This window comes from Flavobacterium sp. (assembly GCF_027484205.1).
GTDB lineage: Bacteria > Bacteroidota > Bacteroidia > Flavobacteriales > Flavobacteriaceae > Flavobacterium.
Genome location: NZ_JAIXUB010000009.1, coordinates 120,212 through 140,078, shown reverse-complemented (window position 1 = coordinate 140,078; position 19,867 = coordinate 120,212). Strand labels below are relative to the sequence as shown.

Sequence of the window (19,867 nt, the reverse complement as noted above, 5' to 3'; positions counted from 1 at the left end):
ATGGAGAAGAATTTAGTTTTACTATTGTTATTAACCCCATTTGTAGGGTTTCTATTTAATGTTTTCTTTGGAAAAAAAGCAGGAAAAAACATTTCAGGTATTGTGGGTACACTTGCAGTAACGGTATCTTTCGTAATAAGTGTTTATTTTTTCATGCAAATAAACGAAGTTGCTGAGCCAATTAAATTATTTGATTGGATGTCAGTAAGTAACTTCAAAATTGATTTTGGTGTTTTGTTAGACCGATTATCTATTTTGTGGTTATTATTTGTAACAGGAATTGGATCATTAATTCACTTGTATTCTATAAGTTATATGCATGATGATGAAAATATGCATAAGTTTTTTGCTTATTTGAATTTGTTCATCTTTTTCATGATAACGCTAGTTGTTGGAAGTAACTTATTAGTTATGTTCATTGGTTGGGAAGGTGTTGGACTTTGCTCCTATTTACTTATTGGATTTTGGTATAAAAATCAAGATTATAATGATGCTGCAAAAAAAGCTTTCATTATGAACAGAATTGGAGATTTAGGTTTCTTAATTGGAATTTTTATTCTTGCCTCATTATTTTCTACTGCAGATTTTACTGAATTAAAAGAATTAATTCTTGGCGGAACTCAAAATGGAAACGTTTTTTGGTTAAGTGCAGCTACTTTGTGTTTATTCATTGGTGCAACAGGAAAATCGGCGCAATTACCACTTTATACATGGTTACCAGATGCCATGGCAGGTCCAACTCCAGTTTCGGCATTAATTCATGCTGCTACAATGGTTACTGCTGGGATTTTTATGATAACAAGAATGAATTTTTTATTCGATTTAACACCTTTCATTTCTAATATTATTGCAATTATTGGAGCTGTTACTGCTTTAGTTGCTGCATCAATTGGATTAGTTCAAAACGACATTAAAAAAGTTCTTGCCTACTCAACTGTTTCGCAACTAGGTTTAATGTTTTTAGCTTTAGGACTTGGCGCATACAATGTTGCCGTTTTTCACGTAATTACACATGCGTTCTTTAAAGCTTGTTTGTTCCTAGGTTCTGGTTCTGTTATTCATGCTATGCATCATGAACAAGACATGAGAAAAATGGGAGGTTTAAGAAAAATAATGCCAATAACATTTGCAACAATGTTAATTGCAACTTTAGCTATTTCCGGAATTCCACCATTTTCAGGATTCTTCTCTAAAGATGAAATATTAATGACTGCTTTTCACTTCAATAAACCTCTTTGGGTTATTGCTTCAATTGCTTCAATAATGACAGCATTTTATATGTTCCGATTGATTTATCTAACCTTTTTTAAAGATTTTAGAGGAACTGAAGAACAAAAACATCATTTACACGAAAGCCCATCATTGTTGACATTCCCATTAATTGTATTAGGAATTTTATCTATAGTTGGTGGATTAATTAGCTTACCAGGTAATAGTTGGTTGAATCATTATTTGGAGCCAATTTTAGCCAACAAACATGAAGAACATCATTTTGGAACCACAGAATACTCTTTAATGGCAATTGCTGTTGTTGGAGGTTTAATAGGAATTGGTTTAGCTTATTCAAAATATATCAAACAAGCATTTGTTCCAAAATCTGACAATGAAATAACAGGTTTTTCAAAAACTTTGTATAATAAATATTATGTTGATGAATTTTACATTTTTTTAATTGTAAAACCATTAAACGGATTATCTAATTTCTTTAGAGAAACACTTGAACCAGCATTAGGTAAATTAGTTTACGGTTTTGGTTCAGTAGCAAATGGAATTGGAAAACAAGGTAAAAAAGTTCAATCAGGAAGTATTGGATTATATTTATTTGCCTTTGTAATTGGTGTTTGTGCCATAATTATTTATTTATTTTTAGCTCAAAAAATTGCATAATGAATGTAACTACTCTATTAATATTGCTTTTAGTTGGAGCAATTGCAACTTACTTATCAGGAAACAAACTTGCCTCTAAAGTTGCTTTGCTATTTAGTTTAGCAACATTTGGATTTTCAGTTTATCTTTTGAATCAATATTATAATGGTTCAGATATTGGATTTTTAGGAAATTGGATGCAAAATCCAACTATTTATCTTGCTTTTAAAGCCGATGGACTTTCATTGGCTATGGTCTTACTTACTACATCTCTAACACCGTTGATTATTTTTTCGTCATTTGGAAATTCATACTCCAACTCTAAAAGTTTTTATGCTTTAGTTTTGTTTATGGCTTTTGCAATGACCGGAACTTTCTTAGCAGTTGACGGGTTACTATATTATGTATTTTGGGAACTTTCATTAATTCCAATTTATTTTATAGCATTAATTTGGGGTAATGGTGATGCTGAAGAACGCAAGAAAGCGGTTGTAAAGTTCTTTATTTATACACTAGCAGGTTCTTTATTTATGTTAGCTGCTTTTGCCTATTTATATCAAAAATCAGGAAACTTTCTTCTTGGAAACTTCAATCAATTATCTCTTTCTGAAACAGAACAGTTTTGGATATTCTTTGCTTTCTTTTTAGCATATGCAATCAAAATTCCAATAATTCCTTTTCATACTTGGCAAGCAAAAGTCTATCAAAAAGCACCAACTGTTGGGACAATGCTTCTATCGGGAATCATGCTTAAAATGGGATTATACAGTGTTATCCGTTGGCAAATTCCAATTGCTCCATTAGCGGCTAAAACGTACATGCCAATTCTTTTAGGATTAAGTATTGCTGGTGTAATTTATGGTTCGATTGTAGCTTTACGCCAAAAAGATTTAAAGAAACTGCTTGCTTATTCATCACTTGCACACGTTGGATTGATTGCTGCAGGTTGTTATACATTAACTCTTGACGGATTAAATGGTGCTGTTTATCAAATGATTGCTCACGGATTTGTGATAGTTGGTTTGTTCTTCGCAGCAGAAATTATCAACAGACGATTTGAGACTAGAAAAATTAGTGAAATGGGCGGAATTCGTTCACAATCTCCTAAATTCACTTCACTATTTATGATTTTAGTTTTAGCATCGGTTGCTTTACCTGGAACTTTTAACTTTGTTGGTGAGTTTACCGTTTTATACAGTTTGTCTCAAGTAAATTATTGGTTTGCTATTCTTGGCGGAACAACAATTATTCTTGGTGCTTACTATATGTTGAAAATGTTTCAAAATGTTATGTTAGGAGAAACTAATACAAAAGTTTTTGCTGATGTTACTATTAACGAGTCAATTACATTAGTAATAATAATAGGATTTTTATTATTCTTCGGATTGTATCCAAAACCAATTAGTGATTTGGTTACACCAGCAATAAAAGAAATTTTAATTTATATAAACAGATAAATTTAGACCTACCAATGCAAACAATAATAGCAATAGCAGCACTCGGTGTTTTTTCGCTTATAGCTGAAATCTTTAATATAAGAAAAGCGCTTGTTCCTGTAACAATTGTTGGTTTATTAGCCATTCTTGGACTTACACTAAATCTTTGGTCAATTGATCCTTCTTTCAACGATCAATTCACATCAATGGTTATAGCTGATAAATTTTCAACTGCTTTTTCCTCTTTATTTATCGTATTAACAATATTTTTAATTGCTTTAAGTAGCGATGTTTATAAAGAACATCAAGGTCAAATTTCAGATTTTATTTCAATTAAAATTTTCTTGCTTTCTGGTGCAGTTGCAATGGTTTCATTTGTAAATTTAGCCATGTTCTTTCTAGGTATTGAAGTCTTATCAATTGCTTTATATATTCTTGCAGCCAGTAAAAGATTAGATATTAAGAGTAATGAAGCAGGAATGAAATACTTCTTGATGGGTTCTTTTGCCTCAGGAATTATACTGTTTGGAATTTGTCTAATATATGGAGCAACTGGCTATTTTGACATTAGAGAAATTTATGAACTATCTCAAGGTGCAGGATTACCAATTTGGTTTCCAATAGGAATTACATTAATGATTATAGGAATGTTATTCAAAATCGCAGCTGTTCCTTTTCATTTTTGGGCACCAGATGTTTATGAAGGTTCACCCGCATTAACAACCGCTCTAATGAGCAGTTTAGCTAAAGTTGTAGCAATGGCAACACTTTACAAACTTTTAAGCGGATTGACTGTTGGATTGACTTATAATTTTGAAATTATTATCGTAATCATTTCTATAGCTTCGATGACTGTAGGAAATATTATGGCTTTACGTCAGAAAAATGTAAAAAGAATGTTAGCCTTTTCAGGAATTTCTCATGCAGGATTTATGTTAATGGCTTTATTAAGTTTATCCACAGCTGCATCAACACTATTGTATTATACATCTGCATATGCTTTAGCCGGAATGGCAGCTTTTGCTGTAATTATTTATGTTACAAAAGATAAGGATAATGAAGACATTATAAACTTTAATGGACTTGGGAAAAGCAATCCATTACTTGCCGGAATTCTGACTGCTTCTTTATTATCAATGGCAGGAATTCCAATATTTTCAGGATTTTTTGCCAAGTTAATGTTGTTTACACAAACCATTAAAGCAGAATATTTAATAGTAGTGATTGCTGGTGTAATTAATTCAATTATAAGTGTAGGATATTATTTCAAATTAATAATAGCAATGTACACCGAAGAAACTACTGAAGAGAAACAATCTACTCCATTTGTATACTATGCAGTTGCAGTTGTATCAATAACATTAAATATTATTATCGGTTTATATCCATCATTAGTCACTAATTTATTGAAATAAATAATTATTAATTCAATTCATAAAAACCATCAAAAAATATTTTTGATGGTTTTTTAATTTATAAAACATAGTTAAGCAAGATATCTACTTTGTACCTTTGCATTTTAAAATTTAAAAAGATGATAGAAGATAAAAATCCGCAACGCACCTCATTATCACAACTTGGAGAATTTGGTTTGATAGAACATTTAACCAAAAACTTTGATGTTAAACAACAATCAACAATAAAAAGTATTGGAGATGATGCTGCTGTTTTAGATTTTAGAGATAAAAAAATTGTGGTTTCAACAGATTTATTGATTGAAGGTGTGCATTTTGATTTGTCATACATGCCTTTACGTCATTTAGGATATAAAGCTGTTGTAGTAAATGTATCGGATATTTGTGCTATGAACGCCAAACCAACTCAGATTACAGTTTCTGTAGCAGTATCAAATAGATTTCCACTTGAAGCACTTGAAGAATTATTTGATGGAATAACGTTAGCGTCAAAATTCTATAATATTGATGTAATTGGTGGTGATACAACCTCATCACAAAAAGGGTTAATAATTTCTATAACCGCATTAGGCGAAGCAAACGAAAATGAGATTGTGTATAGAAATGGTGCTAAACAAGGTAATTTATTAGTTGTATCAGGCGATTTAGGTTCTGCATATATGGGTTTACAAGTTCTTGAAAGGGAAAAGCAAGTATTTCAAGTAAATCCAAATAACCAACCTGATTTAGATGCATACACTTATTTAATTGAAAGACAACTTCGTCCTGAAGCTCGTCATGACATAAAAGATTTATTGGCAAAACTTGATGTAAAACCTACATCGATGATTGACATTTCCGATGGTTTATCTTCAGAAATTATTCATATTTGTAAACAAAGTGCTGTTGGTTGTAATTTATATGAAGAAAAAATTCCTGTTGATCCGCAATTTATAAATGTTTGCGAGGAATTCAATATCGATTCGACTACAGTTGCAATAAATGGTGGTGAAGACTATGAACTCTTATTTACTATTGCCATGGAAGACTTTGATAAAATTAAAGCGAATCCAAACTTCACGGTAATTGGTCATATGGTTCAAGAAAGCGAAGGAATTCATTTAATTACAAGAGCAAATACTAAAATTCCTTTGAAAGCTCGTGGTTGGAATGCTTTATCAGAATAAAAAAATGCCCCAAATAGTATCTAACTCTTTGGGGCATTTTTTTTATAACATTATTTATTTTAACATCATTCCATTCTCTTTAGCTTCATTAATTAGCTCATCATTTTTACATCCTTTCTTGCCTATCAATTCTTTCATGTTTTCAATTCTATTTCTAACAGAACTTGATGAAAGTGGTATATAAAGAGCAACGTCATCTGCCTTAATTCCTTTACTTAAAAAGTGTAAAATTTGTCTATCAAACACATCAACATAGACTTTCTCTTTTTGCAAATTATTTAAGAACTTAATCACTGATTCGCTATAATACCTTTCATCTTTTAAAATTGTATCAATAGCTAAAAGCATATTATCAAAAGTTAAATCATTTTTTATTACAAGTCCAATAGGATTTATTTCTTCAATTATTTTTTCAACTTTCAAACGCTCCGAATGCATCGTTAAAAGAACAATTTTACAATCTGGAGAAATTTCTTTTAGGATTTTTGCTAAATCTTCACCTGTTTGAATATTCTTTTCTTCATAAACAGGCATACTAATATCTAAAAAAGCAATATCAAATTTTTGATTATTTTGATTAAGTATTGTTTCATAACCTGACTTACAATCACTTGCTTTGGTTATCGTAAATTCATATTTTTTGTTTGGAAATCTTGTAATGACATTTTGATATCCTTGAATGATAAAAGGATGGTCATCAACAATCAAAACATTAATATTTTGGGGCATATTAACTATATTTTAATGGTTTTACTATCGACTGGAAAGGTAATAATTATTTTTGAACCCACACCAACTTCAGACTTAATATCTATAAATCCATTACATTGTTGTGTTCGTTCAACAATATTTTTTGTCCCAATTCCTTTCTTTTTCTTGTCTGTTGTATCATAACCAATACCATCATCTTCAATATCAAAAAGAAGATTTTCTTTCTTGTCAGTTCTAAAATGTATTGAAATATTTTTAGCTTGAGCGTGTTTATTAATATTTTGTAATGCCTCTTGTAGAATTCGGTATAAATTAATTTTTATGATATTAGAAACCTTATCCCATTGAATATCATCAGCAATAATCATTTTTATTTTGGCAGTATTTACTTTGGCTTGTTCTTCAACCAATCGATTTAAAATGGCAACAAAATTATTGATTAGAACTAAATTTTCACGACTCAATTCATGCGATATCTCTCTTAAATCTTGTTCAATAATTTGAAGCTCATTTAGGTATTCTAATCGTTGTTGTTTTGCATCTGCATCATCAAAACTATTCAAGCCATCAAGATTAAGACGTAAGCCAAAAAGTCTTCCTAAAACACCATCGTGAAGTTCCTTAGATAATCGTTTTTTCTCTAAATCTCTTCCTTCTTCAAGCTGATTTTGATGCGAAATAATTAAACGATAAATTTCTTCGTTAGCTTTTTGATGTGCTTGTTTTAAAGCTAATTCTCGCTCTTTAGAACGTTGCACTCTCATATAATATAAGAAACCTACAAATAGTATTGTACCAAAAAGAAAGTTTAAAACATCACGATTTCTTTCTTCTAGAACTAAATTTTGTTTCTTAAGTTCGTCTGTTTCTAATTGAATTCGAGCAAGACGATCTTTCGAATTTCTCTCTACAATTTGAAGACTATCAGTAATTCTTACATAATCCTCAGAATATTTAGAAGAATTTTCTTTATCAACAATAGATGCCTGTTTAAGTGCAGCAATTGAATAATAAGGTAGCTTAGATATTTTAGCAGTTTCTATAGCATTAAATGAATATTTTTTTGCTTTAATTATATCATTTATCTTATAAAAATATTCAGACAAATGAATATAAGTCAATATTTTATAACTTGAATAATTTAAGCTATCTCTTATTTTAAGGGATTCGAAAAATAATTTTTCAATATTTTTATAATCATTTTTTTTTAGTTTGGAATAAGCAAGATTATCAATTACACTAGAATACAATAATGGACTTTCCTCTTTTAATCTCTTTTCTGATATTGCTTTTTTAAAGTAAAAAATAGCCTTTTCATAATTTTTTAAATCTAAATATACCAACCCTATGTTATTGTAACAATTAGCAGTTTGATGTTCAGAAGTTTCTAATTTTGCATTTGTTACAATCTCCAAAGCATCTTTGTAATATAAAATTGCTCTATCATACTCTTTTAGTTCACTAGAAACTGTTCCTAAAGAATTTAAAGCTGCATAAATACGTTGATTATCATCAGTTTTTTTTAGAATATTATATGCTTTTGTTAAAGAAATATCAGCTCCGAAAAAATCATTTAACTCAAGTTGAACAATTCCTTTTTTAAGTAGTACTATTGAATAGTTGTTATAATCTTTTATATTTTTGAAGAAAAATTCTGATTTGTTGTAGAAATAAAATGAACTATCCAGTACCTCTTTTTTATAGTAATAATTACCTTGATATCTCATAGCTTTAGCTATGTAATTAGTGTCATTAGCAGACTTGGAAATCTCCAGTAGTTCTCTAGAAATTTTGTTATACTTTTCCCACTGATTTAAAAAAAAATAATTATCAATTACTAAATCCATGCTTTTTCTTTTAAAAGCTGAATTTTCTATATTCATTAATAATTCTAAAGCTTTGTCATTGTATATTAACTGTTCCTTTTCGGAATATTTGTTATTTGAAGTATTCTTAAGAAAAAAATCGATTTTTTCTACAGTTTGATTATCTGCATAGTTATTGTGTTTTTTACACCCTAAAATTGAAATAAAAAATAAAAAAAGAAATATTTTTTTCAAAATGAAATTTTTGATTTAAACAAAACTACAAAATAAAAAAAGCTATCACAAATGTGATAGCTTTTTTTTATGTAGAGTTTTAAATATTAATTTCCTGTACCAACTTGTCCTCTCCCTCCAATTTCAAAGTTTCCTGTACCAACTTGTCCTCTTCCTCCTATTTCAAAGTTTCCAGTTCCAACTTGTCCTCTTCCACCGATTTCAAAGTTTCCTGTACCAACTTGTCCTCTTCCTCCAATTTCATAATTACCTGTTCCAACTTGTCCTCTTCCTCCAATTGGATTTGTGAAAGACGTTAATAATAACATTAATGATAATAATCCGAATACTGTAGTAAATTTTTTCATAATCTGGGGTTTTATGTTTTTTGTTAAATTTTCTTTTTGTTTTTTCATTTTTGTGACTCGTTAGCCATTTATTTGTGTTTCCACGTCGTAAAATTACTACAGCAATACATTTCGATAAATACTCATTTTACTGTATAATGTAGATTGCATCCATTTGATAGTGAATGAACATCAAATTTGGGTGAATGAATGGTTTTGAAAAACAGGTATTTTTACGGGGTAAAAAATGAGGTGATAACAATTAAATAACTGATAATCAATTATTTATGAAAATAAATGACATTTAATCGAAATATTTTACCAATAATCGATAGTTAGATTAGAAAATTATAGCAATAAATTTTTGGATTATATCTCAATATAATTACCAGAAGCAATTGTGGATATTATTGCATCAATGTTCTCTTTATAAGATTTAGAGAAAGGAAGCTTAGTTGTGGTGTTTTTAATATGGCAAACAGCATTTCCTGTATGAATTCTAGAAACATATTCTATATTAAGTATATAACTATTATGAATTCTAACAAATGGATATTTTAAAACACCTTCAAAATGTTTTAAAGTTTTAAATGCTGTAATCATTTCACCTGTATTCAAGTGAATATCGGTTGAATTATTGTCCGCTTGTAAATAACAAATGTCTTTTGCGTCAATATAACGATAATCTCCATAAGATTTCACACATATTATTAATGGTTTCTCTTTCTGGTTATCTGATTGGATAAAAGTTACTTCATTATTTTCAATTGCTCTAACAGTTTCTGAAAGAGTTTCGTTATCTAATTCAGTAATAACTTCTTTTGATTCATTTTCTTGTTCAACTTCATCTTCAATATCTTGATTAACAACATTTATAACCTCAGGAATATCTACAATTGTATTAATTTCTTGGAAAATCTCATTGATATTTTCAGAATTTGAAGTTGTATTAGGCGCAAGAGTTGATTGACTAACTAAAGTATTATTGGGATTAATATGACTTGTCTTAACTGTAGAATGATTAACACCAATTTCTTTCTCCAATCGAAAGATAGATTTACGTAACTCTTTTATTTCTATAGGAAATAGTAAATAATCAAAAACGCCATACTTAAAAGCTTGTAATGATAGCGCATCGTTTTTAGTAGTAACAAAAACTTTTGGTACTACGGATAAATAGCGGTGCAATTCATTTATTATATGCAATGAAAGGTTTGATTCTTTGTCAGAAGGATCAATTTCAAGGAAAATAAAACTTGGATTATGTTCTAGAATACAATCAATAGCGTCATCGTAGTTAGTTGCAGACGCTAAAAAGGTAAGGTTTTGAAAACTATCAGCTATTTGCTTAGTTTTCAAAACATTATTATAATCATCGTCAATAATTACGTACGTAAAATTATTCAATTGCTCTACTTTTTGGGGTAAAGCATTAGGTTATAGAGTTCATACAAACTCGAAAGGTTAAATATATAATAGTTTGGGACTATTTTGTTTTAAATCACACTTTTAAAACTTTACTAAAATAATGCTTTTCTACATAATGTTATCAAATCATTAATTTGACTTTTAAACAAAAGCAGCATTTTAGGTTAAAGGAAAAATTAGTCGATAAACAGCAATTTTAATAAAGTCTTTTCTTACTTTTTTGAAAAAAATTAAAATCTTAATAATTTATATTTATATATAGGAATAATTAAATATAAAAAAGTGTTATAAAATATTTAATATCAATTATTTAACAATATTGCTTGAAATAAATAAAACATCATAATTAATAAATAAATCGATTTTATAATTGGAAAATTTCTCACAAAATAAATCAAGAAAAAGAACTTTTAATCAAAAAAAAATTTGAGAATGTTATCAACAATAAAAAATTTACTCTGAAACATTTAAAAGAAAAAAAATTAATGAAAAAACTAAGGTTTCAATAAAATCTAATACAATCAATTTAAATAAAACCTCAAATGAATAATCTGCATTGAATAAACTTTAGTATTTTTGAAATCAATATACATTATTGAAATTTAGAAATAATTATAAAAAAGATTATTGATTGCACATAAATTTAAAATAAAAATCTATACATAGCGATATGGGAATTACAAAAACATTTGGTTTTGCCTTTAAAATCAATGAAATGGCAGATATATTAAAAGCTTTAGGAAATCCGGCAAGATTGAAAGTTATTCAGTTTTTAATGGACAACCCAACCTCATGTTGTGGTGATATTCTTGAAGTGCTTCCATTAGCACAATCTACAGTTTCAAAACATCTTTCTGAATTGAAACGAGTAAAATTGATTCAAGGAAAAAACAAAGGAAACAACATTTACTATTCACTAAATATCAAAACTTGGGAAAAAGTAAAGGATTTTGTTCTAAGTGAAATTAATTTACCTAAACAAGATTAAATCTAAATTGATGCTAATACTCTTTTGAACAAAAATTTCTATTAGATTTGAACAAAAAAACATGAAAAAAATAATTATTCTTTTAGCTTTAACATTAATTAGTGCACACGGATTTTGTCAAGAGAAAATCGAAACATCAGATTTTAAAAAAAATGAAATCAAATTAAATGCATTGTATTTAATTTTAGGAGCTTTTGAAGGCACTTATGAACGTGCTATTAATGAAGAGTCAAGTATTGGTGCTTCTTTAACTTTTCTTATTGATAAAGAAGAAGCAGATATTAATACCGCATTTGCTTTTTCACCTTATTATCGTTTCTATTTTGGTAAAAAACCTGTTTCAGGATTCTATATGGAAGGATTTTCAATATATGAAAGTGTAAACAGAGATAATTATTATTATGACAGCGAAGGATTTGGTAGTAATGTAGAAGAAAAAGTAAAAGCTTTCGCATTAGGAATAGGTTTAGGTGGAAAATGGTATACCAAAAGAAACGTAATGTTTGAAATTGGCGGCGGAATTGGTAGAAACCTATCTATTTCTTCAAATATTCCTGATACGGATTATTCTAGAATAACAGGAAAATTTTCAATTGGAGTAGGATATCGATTTTAAAAAAGCATCACAAAAGCAAAAATCCCATTTTGAATTTCAAAATGGGATTTTTTTTATACTTATAAATTTCTAAACTGTTTTCATCAACCAATTTCTCATTGAAACTTCTTCGTTAATAATTCCTCTTAGGTCAGAAATCGCAACTCTATCTTGCTTCATTGAATCTCTGTGACGAATCGTAACTGTTTTATCTTCTAATGTTTGATGATCAACTGTGATACAAAATGGTGTTCCAAGCGCATCTTGACGTCTGTAACGTCTTCCAACGGCGTCTTTTTCATCATAAGCCACGTTGAAATCCCATTTTAAATCGTCTATTATACTTTGAGCCACTTCTGGCAAGCCATCTTTTTTAACTAATGGTAAAACTGCCGCTTTTGTTGGAGCTAAAACACTTGGCAAACTCAAAACAGTTCTCGTTGAACCATCTTCAAGAGTTTCTTCTTTTAATGATGTTGCAAAAACTGCTAAAAACATTCTGTCTAATCCAACCGAAGTTTCAACTACATAAGGAACGTAATTAGAATTTGTTTCATTATCAAAATACTGTAATTTTTTACCAGAAAATTGTTCGTGTGCCTTCAAATCAAAATCAGTTCTTGAGTGAATTCCTTCCAATTCTTTAAATCCAAATGGGAAATTAAATTCGATGTCAGCAGCAGCATTGGCATAATGCGCTAATTTTTCATGATCATGGAAACGGTAGTTTTGCTTGCCTAAACCAAGAGACAAATGCCAATTTAAACGCGTTGTTTTCCAATATTCGTACCATTTCATTTCTTCGCCTGGTTTTACAAAAAATTGCATTTCCATTTGTTCAAATTCACGCATACGGAAAATAAATTGTCTGGCAACAATCTCATTTCTAAAAGCTTTACCCGTTTGAGCAATTCCAAAAGGAATCTTCATTCTACCAGTTTTTTGAACATTCAAGAAATTAACAAAAATTCCTTGCGCTGTTTCTGGACGAAGGTACAAATCCATTGCATTTTCAGCAGATGCACCTAATTTTGTGCCAAACATTAAGTTAAACTGCTTTACATCAGTCCAATTTCTCGAACCTGTTTCAGGATCAGCAATTTCTAATTCTTCAATCAAGGCTTTTACATCTTCTAAATCGCCATTTCCTAGAGATTTACCCATACGTTCTAGAATTTCTCTTTCTTTTGAAAGATATTCCATCACACGAGGATTTGTCGTTTTATATTGTTCTTCATCAAAAGCTTCGCCAAAACGTTCGCGTGCTTTTTCGATTTCCTTCTTTGCTTTCAGGTTTAATTTTTCGGCATAATCCTCAATTAAAACGTCAGCTCTGTATCTTTTTTTAGAATCTTTGTTGTCAATTAATGGATCGTTAAAAGCATCAACGTGACCAGAAGCCTTCCAAGTTGTTGGATGCATCAAAATCGCAGCGTCAAGTCCAACAATGTTTTCATGCATTTGCACCATTGCTTTCCACCAATATTCGCGGATGTTTTTCTTTAATTCAACACCATTTTGTGCGTAGTCGTAAACTGCACTTAAACCATCATAAATTTCGCTTGACGGAAAAATAAATCCGTACTCTTTTGCATGCGAAACTACATTTTTAAATAAATCTTCTTGTTTTGCCATAATGGTGCAAAAATATAAAAGTGAAATTAAAATTTAATATAAATAGCCAATGAATCGTTGATTTTTATATTTTTATAAAATTATTAGCCAAAATTCATGATTAAAAGTATTATAAATCTCTTTTTCCCTAAAGCTTGCGCAGGTTGTAATTCGTTTTTATTGAAAGATGAAATCGTTATTTGTACTTCTTGCCGACACGAAATTCCGTTGACAAATCATCATTTGAACAAAAACAATGAAGCATTTAGTAAATTTTATGGCAGAATTTCATTAGAACATGCCTCGTGCTTGGTTTATTATCACAAAAAAGGAATTGTTCAAGAAATGATTCACAAATTAAAATATAAAGGTCATCAAGAAATTGGTGAAGCGATTGGAAATTGGTATTCTGAAGAAATAAAAAATGTTCAAGAATTGAAAGATGTTGATTTTATTATTCCTGTTCCTTTACACAAAAAACGATTAAAATCAAGAGGTTATAATCAAGTAACTGCCTTTGGAGAGACTATTTCAAAACAATTGAATGTTGATTATGAAAAGTCCGTTTTGAAAAGAAATATTTTTTCCAAATCGCAAATTTCAAAATCCATTATCGGAAGAAGTGAAGTTGTCGAAAATATTTTTGGTGTAGATTTTTCAGAAAAACATCACAATAAGCATTTTCTTCTAGTTGATGATGTGCTTACAACTGGCTCAACATTAGAAGCTTGTGGAAAAGAGCTATTAAAAATTCCTGGAGCACGATTGAGTGTTGTTTGCATGGCGTATTCGCATAGCTAATTTTAGTTAATTATAAATAAAAACATTTCGTTTCCAATAAATATAATTGTTATTTTGCGGTAAGAAAACTTGAATTGATGTTAAAATTTTATTCTAAATACATTTTAATCCTTTTAGCCATAACAGTTGTTAGTTGTGCAAAAAGAGGTACAATAACTGGCGGAGCAAAAGACACTTTGGCACCAATATTATTGAATAGCTCGCCTAAAAACGGTACGGTTAATTTTAAAGGCAACGAAATTAAACTCTACTTTGACGAATATGTGAAGCTAAAAAACGTTGGAAAACAACTTATTGTTTCGCCTCCAATGTCAAAACCACCAGAAGTTTTGCCGTATAACGCAAGTAAATACATAACTATCAAATTAAAAGATACTTTATTACCAAATACTACCTACAGTTTTAATTTTGGACAAAGTATTCAAGACAATAATGAAGGAAATGTTTTGCCTCAGTTCAAATATGTAATTTCAACTGGAACTTATATTGATTCGCTAGAATTGAAAGCAACTTTTAAAGATGCACTTGAAAAAAAAGCCACAAATTTTGTTTCGTTTATGTTGTATGAAGTGAATGAAAAATATAATGATTCAACTATTTACAAAGAAACTCCAAGATATATTACTAATTCACTAGATAGTTTAAAAGCGGTAAAACTTGAAAATATTAAAGAAGGAAAATATCGATTAATTGCCTTGAAAGATGCCAATAATAACAACAAATTTGATCCTGCAAAAGACCAAATTGGATTTATTAAAGATTATGTTTCAATTCCAAATGATACAGTATTTCAATTAGAATTATTTAAAGAAGTTGCAAAATTTAAAGCACTAAAACCTTCTCAAGCATCTGGAAATAGAGCAACAATTGGATATGAAGGAAATCCAAAAGATGTGAAATTTGAAATAAAAAAAGGCGAAGAAAGTATTCCGTTTAAAATTTCGCAATTGCCTAAGAAAGATTCATTACAAATTTGGTTTAAACCAATGAAAAATGACTCCATAAATATTGCTGTTTCAAAAGATAAATTTAATGAAACGTTCAAATTGAAACTGAAAGATCAAAAAAAAGACAGTTTGAATTTCAAACCAGAAAAAGCAGGAAATTTACCTTTTAGAGAGAAATTCACTATTAATTCGAGTATTCCTTTAGAAAAATTTGATACTTCTAAGATTAAATTGATTAACAAAGATTCGGCAGTTGTTGCTTTTACAACTTCTTATGATGAAATGAAACAACAACTCGTTTTTGATTTTGAAAAACAGCCACTTGAAAAATACACAATGACAATTTTGCCTGGCGGTATGACTGATTTTTATGAAAAAACTAACGATACTTTAAATTTTAAGTTTTCAACATTAGATGTTTCTGAGTATGGGAATTTAAGAGTAAAGCTTGAAAATGTAAAACGTTTCCCCATTATTGTTGAATTGACCGATAAAGATGGAAAAGTGTTAGCAAGCGATTATTCTGAAAAAAACACCACCTTAGACTTCAACCTACTTGAACCAAATAAATTTACGCTACGTGTGATTTATGACGACAATAAAGATAAAATTTGGAATCCCGGAAGTTACTTAGAACAACGTCAAAGCGAAGAAGTTATTTATTTTCCAAGCGAAATTGATGTCAGGGCAAATTGGGATGTGGAACAAGCAGTTGATGTTGGCAAATAATTACGAGCTTAAAGTTTAAAGTTATCTCTATCATTCAAGAAATTCAGTTTCTTTCTTGTTTCTAGCATTTCTTTTTTATTTAATTCAACGAATAGAATTCCCTCTTTTTCAGTTGGTTCTTGAATATAATTCCCAAGATAATCAACAACTTGTGAATGACCAATATATTCGTGATTGTTATTGTCAGTTCCAACTCTGTTAACACCAATTGCATAACACATGTTTTCCACAGCTCGAGCTTTTAGCAAAATATCCCAAGCGTTAGTTCGCGGCTTTGGCCAATTAGCAACATAAATAAGTACGTCATAATCTTCAATATTTCTTGAAAAAACAGGAAAACGTAAATCGTAACAAATTAGCGGACAGATTTTGAAACCTTTATATTCTGCAATTAATTTTTTTGTTCCTGAAGTATAAACTTTGTCTTCTCCTGCAAGAGAAAATAAATGTCTTTTGTCATACGACTGAATTTCGCCCGATGGAAAAACAAAAACCAATCGGTTGTAATAATTGCCATTTTCTTCAATTACTAAACTTCCTGTAATAGCACAATTTTTATTTTTAGCAGTTTTTTTTAACCACGAAATAGTTGCTCCATCCATGCTTTCAGCAACATTTTGTGGATTCATTGTAAAACCTGAAGTAAACATTTCGGGCAAAACAATTAAATCGACATATTGCGAAATAGTATTAATGTTATCTTGAAGTAAAGCTACGTTTTCATTGGGGTTTTCCCAAGATAATTCGGTTTGTATTAAGGCTATTTTCATGGTTATTGGAACGCTAATGAAACGGATTCACTTTGTGAAAACACAGATTCTCGCGAATTTATTTAATTGTTATCTCATCTATAAAAATAAATGCATCACCATTATATGGAAAACCTAAATGCCATTCTGGAAGTTTTCCATAATTGTAAGCTTTTACTTTTATGTATCGAGCATTGATTGATTTTGATGCTTTAAAACTAAAATCTTTAATTGTGTTTTCATCTTTTCTTGGATCAACATCATTTGCTACAGAAGTAATCAATGTAAAATTGATATTGTCAGATGAACTATAATATTCTACTTTGGTTGGCATTAAAATCCATGAACGTTGGTCTTGTAGAAAAGTTGAACTGAAGCTAGAAACTTCTTTTACATTTTGCAAATCAACAATGGCTTCAAAATCTTGAGTTTGATATCCTTGCCAATCTCCTTTTCTCCAATTGGTGGAACCATTAATTCCATCCAATAAACCTTCCTTTCCTCCAGCATGATATTGCGGATTGTAAGTAGATTTTATGTCGATGGTGTAATTATTTGGTTTTTTGAAGAAGGTTGCGGAAATAGTGTCGCTTTTCCTCTTATCATTACACAAACAATATGCTGAAACTAATGAAGTTTTGTTGATAATAAAAGGTTTTACATAAGGTAGAAACGTCAAATCATCTCTACTATCCTTTTCATCAACAACATAATAAATAATACAGTTTTTATTCAATTGTGCTATTTCAATCGTCATTTTGTCTTTAAACGATTTACTTTCTGCTTGAATTACAGGAACAGGAATAATATCATTTTTATCTTCTCTATTATAAATAGTTTGTGAATAGTCAAATTGAGCATAGGTTGAACTTCTACTTTGAATCAATTGTTCTCTTAATTTATCAGCAAGTAAAAAAATTCTATTGGATACTCCATTTACTTTATCTTTTTTATAATCTACAAGAAAACTACCATTTTCGTTTTTAATCTTAATTTCATTAAACAATGGTTCTATACTTTCCCATTTTTCTGTACCTGGCGTAACCGCATAAATTCCCATCGAACTCAGAACATACCAAGCGCTCATTTGTCCACAATCTTCGTTTCCTATTAATCCATCTGGTGCATTTTTATAAAAATTATTTAAAATATAATGTACTTTTTCGGTGGTTTTTTCTGGTTTTCCAATGTAGTTGTACAAATACGCCATGTGATGACTTGGTTCGTTTCCGTGTGCATATTGCCCAATTAATCCGGTAACATCTACTTGTTCTCTTCCTGTAGTTTTACTCTCACTATTGAACATTTCGTCGAGTTTGGCTTCAAATTTATCTTTTCCGCCATACGCTTCTATCATTCCTGGAATATCTTGTGGTACAAAAAACGAATATTGCCATGAATTACCTTCGGTAAAATTATTATTGATTTCTCTTGGGTCGAAGGGTTTGTCCCAACCTCCATTTTTCTTTGGTCGCATAAAACCTGTTTCCCAATCGAAAACATTCTTCCAACTTTGAGAACGCTTCATGAAATATTCGTAATCTTCTTTCTTATTTAAAATCTGAGCCATTTGAGCAATGCACCAATCGTCGTAAGCATATTCTAAAGTTTTAGAAACGCTTTCGTGTTCGTCATCCATCGAAATAAAACCTTGTCTTTTATAAGCATCCAATCCTAAATGATCTAACATCGCCGAATGTTTTGCTGCTGCAAATGCTTTTTCGTAGTCAAAACCTGTTATTCCTTTTACCATGGCATCTGCCATAACCGAAACCGAATGATAACCAATCATACAATCGGTTTCATTAGATGCCAATTCCCAAACTGGCAATCGTCCGCCTTGCTCGTATTGTTTTAGAAACGTATTTATGAAATCGGCGGTGCGTTTCTTTTCGATTAAAGTATATAATGGATGTGCTGCTCGAAAAGTATCCCAAAGCGAGAATACCGAATAATAATCAAATCCTTCTGCTTGATGAACTTTATTATCTCTACCGCGGTATTTTCCATCAATATCTTGCGCAATATTGGGTTGAACCATCGTATGATATAAAGCCGTGTAGAAAATAGCTAACTTCTCTTCGTCTGTTTCTTTTATTTCAATTTTAGATAATTGCTTGTCCCAAAGTTCTTCAGATTCATTTATAACTTTATTGAAATCCCAATCTTTAATTTCAGAACTATTTAACTTTGCTCCATCATAACTTGTTGGCGAAAGCGATACTTTAACTGAAATTTTTTCTCCTTTTTTAACTTGTGTGGAAAAAGCAATTTTTAGAATCGTTCCTGAGTAAAAGTCTTTCCTGTTTTCTTGGTTAGCTTCTGCCTTAGAAACTTGCATCGGTTTATCAAACTCAATACGAGCGTAAACGTATTGATCTTTTGCCCAAGCTTCACTTCTTCTTAGAACTTCGATGGTTTTATTGTCAATAATTTTTATATCGCCATATAGCAATTTATCTCTATGGTTTAAATCTATAATTATATTGGCTTGACCTTTATTATTAAAGACATATTGATGAAATCCCACACGAGTTGAAGTGGTTAAATTGACGTCTATATTATGTTTGTCTAACTTAACTGAATAAAATCCTGAAGTTGCTTTTTCGTTTGAATGAGTGAATTTAGAACCATATTCTTTTGGGTCAAAATTTGGTTCGCCCATTGTTGGCATTAACATAATATCGCCATAATCCGTGCAACCTGTTCCGTTTAAATGTGTATGAGAAAATCCATAAATTACTGAATCATCATAGTGATAACCAGAACATCCATCCCAACTTCCATCAATTCTAGTATCAGGCGAAAGTTGCACCATACCAAAAGGAACTGTCGCTCCAGGATAAGTATGTCCATGTCCACCAGTTCCAATCATTGGGTTGACGTATTTGTGATAATTCTGTCCGAGAGAAAATAGTGTATTAAATAAAATTAAAAGTGAAAAAGTTTTTTTCATTGTGTAGTTTGTTTGTTTTTCAAAGATAAATAAAAAAACACATTTTGTTAGGATAACAACATCAGGGAAAACCACTAATT

Annotated in this window: 15 protein-coding genes; 8 read left to right on the top strand and 7 right to left on the bottom strand. The window is 30.0% G+C overall.

Annotation, left to right across the window (positions count from 1 at the left end):
• The 4 genes from nuoL (at position 1) to thiL (ending at position 5,883) form a co-directional block, all read left to right on the top strand.
• Complete coding sequence (gene nuoL / locus Q0049_RS03220; protein ID WP_298116501.1) at positions 1–1,887, top strand: NADH-quinone oxidoreductase subunit L; 1,887 nt, start codon at positions 1–3, stop codon at positions 1,885–1,887.
• Entirely contained in the window at positions 1,887–3,323 is a 1,437-nt protein-coding gene (locus Q0049_RS03215) for a NuoM family protein (protein WP_298116499.1), read from the top strand. Before nuoL ends, Q0049_RS03215 begins: the two co-directional genes overlap by 1 nt.
• Before the next feature lie 14 nt (positions 3,324–3,337).
• On the top strand, positions 3,338–4,717 hold the full coding sequence (locus Q0049_RS03210) for an NADH-quinone oxidoreductase subunit N (protein ID WP_298116497.1): 1,380 nt from the start codon (positions 3,338–3,340) through the stop codon (positions 4,715–4,717).
• 119 nt (positions 4,718–4,836) lie between these two features.
• On the top strand, positions 4,837–5,883 hold the full coding sequence (gene thiL / locus Q0049_RS03205; protein WP_298116496.1) for a thiamine-phosphate kinase: 1,047 nt from the start codon (positions 4,837–4,839) through the stop codon (positions 5,881–5,883).
• A 54-nt stretch (positions 5,884–5,937) separates the two neighbouring features.
• On the opposite strand, the gene Q0049_RS03200 is transcribed toward thiL, so the two are convergent.
• The 4 genes from Q0049_RS03200 to Q0049_RS03185 form a co-directional block, all read right to left on the bottom strand.
• Positions 5,938–6,612: a response regulator gene (locus Q0049_RS03200; RefSeq protein WP_298116494.1), complete on the bottom strand. Its 675-nt coding sequence runs from the start codon at positions 6,610–6,612 to the stop codon at positions 5,938–5,940.
• 5 nt (positions 6,613–6,617) lie between these two features.
• A complete protein-coding gene (locus tag Q0049_RS03195; RefSeq protein ID WP_298116492.1) occupies positions 6,618–8,654 on the bottom strand; it encodes a tetratricopeptide repeat-containing sensor histidine kinase in 2,037 nt (678 codons plus the stop codon).
• An 86-nt stretch (positions 8,655–8,740) separates the two neighbouring features.
• The gene (locus Q0049_RS03190; RefSeq protein ID WP_298116490.1) at positions 8,741–9,001 is read right to left on the bottom strand and encodes a hypothetical protein; all 261 of its coding nucleotides are present in this window, start codon (positions 8,999–9,001) and stop codon (positions 8,741–8,743) included.
• A gap of 348 nt (positions 9,002–9,349) precedes the next feature.
• Complete coding sequence (locus Q0049_RS03185; RefSeq protein ID WP_298116488.1) at positions 9,350–10,387, bottom strand: LytTR family DNA-binding domain-containing protein; 1,038 nt, start codon at positions 10,385–10,387, stop codon at positions 9,350–9,352.
• 691 nt (positions 10,388–11,078) lie between these two features.
• Between Q0049_RS03185 and Q0049_RS03180 the strand changes: the two genes are divergently transcribed.
• Both Q0049_RS03180 and Q0049_RS03175 read left to right on the top strand, forming a co-directional pair.
• Positions 11,079–11,396 (top strand): helix-turn-helix transcriptional regulator, encoded by a 318-nt coding sequence (locus Q0049_RS03180; RefSeq protein WP_298116486.1) that lies wholly within the window; start codon positions 11,079–11,081, stop codon positions 11,394–11,396.
• Between the two features lie 61 nt (positions 11,397–11,457).
• A complete protein-coding gene (locus Q0049_RS03175; RefSeq protein WP_298116484.1) occupies positions 11,458–12,012 on the top strand; it encodes a DUF3575 domain-containing protein in 555 nt (184 codons plus the stop codon).
• Positions 12,013–12,081: 69 nt separating this feature from the next.
• Here Q0049_RS03175 and Q0049_RS03170 read toward each other — a convergent pair whose 3' ends face one another.
• Positions 12,082–13,626, bottom strand: coding sequence for a glycine--tRNA ligase (locus Q0049_RS03170; protein WP_298116482.1), 1,545 nt, complete (start codon positions 13,624–13,626; stop codon positions 12,082–12,084).
• 96 nt (positions 13,627–13,722) lie between these two features.
• On the opposite strand from Q0049_RS03170, the gene Q0049_RS03165 reads away from it, so the two are divergent.
• Together Q0049_RS03165 and Q0049_RS03160 are read left to right on the top strand one after the other, a co-directional pair.
• Positions 13,723–14,406 (top strand): ComF family protein, encoded by a 684-nt coding sequence (locus Q0049_RS03165; protein WP_298116480.1) that lies wholly within the window; start codon positions 13,723–13,725, stop codon positions 14,404–14,406.
• 77 nt (positions 14,407–14,483) lie between these two features.
• A complete protein-coding gene (locus Q0049_RS03160) occupies positions 14,484–16,082 on the top strand; it encodes an Ig-like domain-containing protein (protein ID WP_298116478.1) in 1,599 nt (532 codons plus the stop codon).
• 8 nt (positions 16,083–16,090) lie between these two features.
• Here the strand turns inward: Q0049_RS03160 and Q0049_RS03155 are convergent, their stop codons facing one another.
• Positions 16,091–16,852, bottom strand: a complete 762-nt coding sequence (locus Q0049_RS03155) for an amidohydrolase (RefSeq protein WP_298116476.1) — start codon at positions 16,850–16,852, stop codon at positions 16,091–16,093.
• Positions 16,853–16,910: 58 nt separating this feature from the next.
• Positions 16,911–19,787, bottom strand: a complete 2,877-nt coding sequence (locus Q0049_RS03150) for a GH92 family glycosyl hydrolase (protein WP_298116474.1) — start codon at positions 19,785–19,787, stop codon at positions 16,911–16,913.
• Between the last annotated feature and the right edge of the window lie 80 nt (positions 19,788–19,867).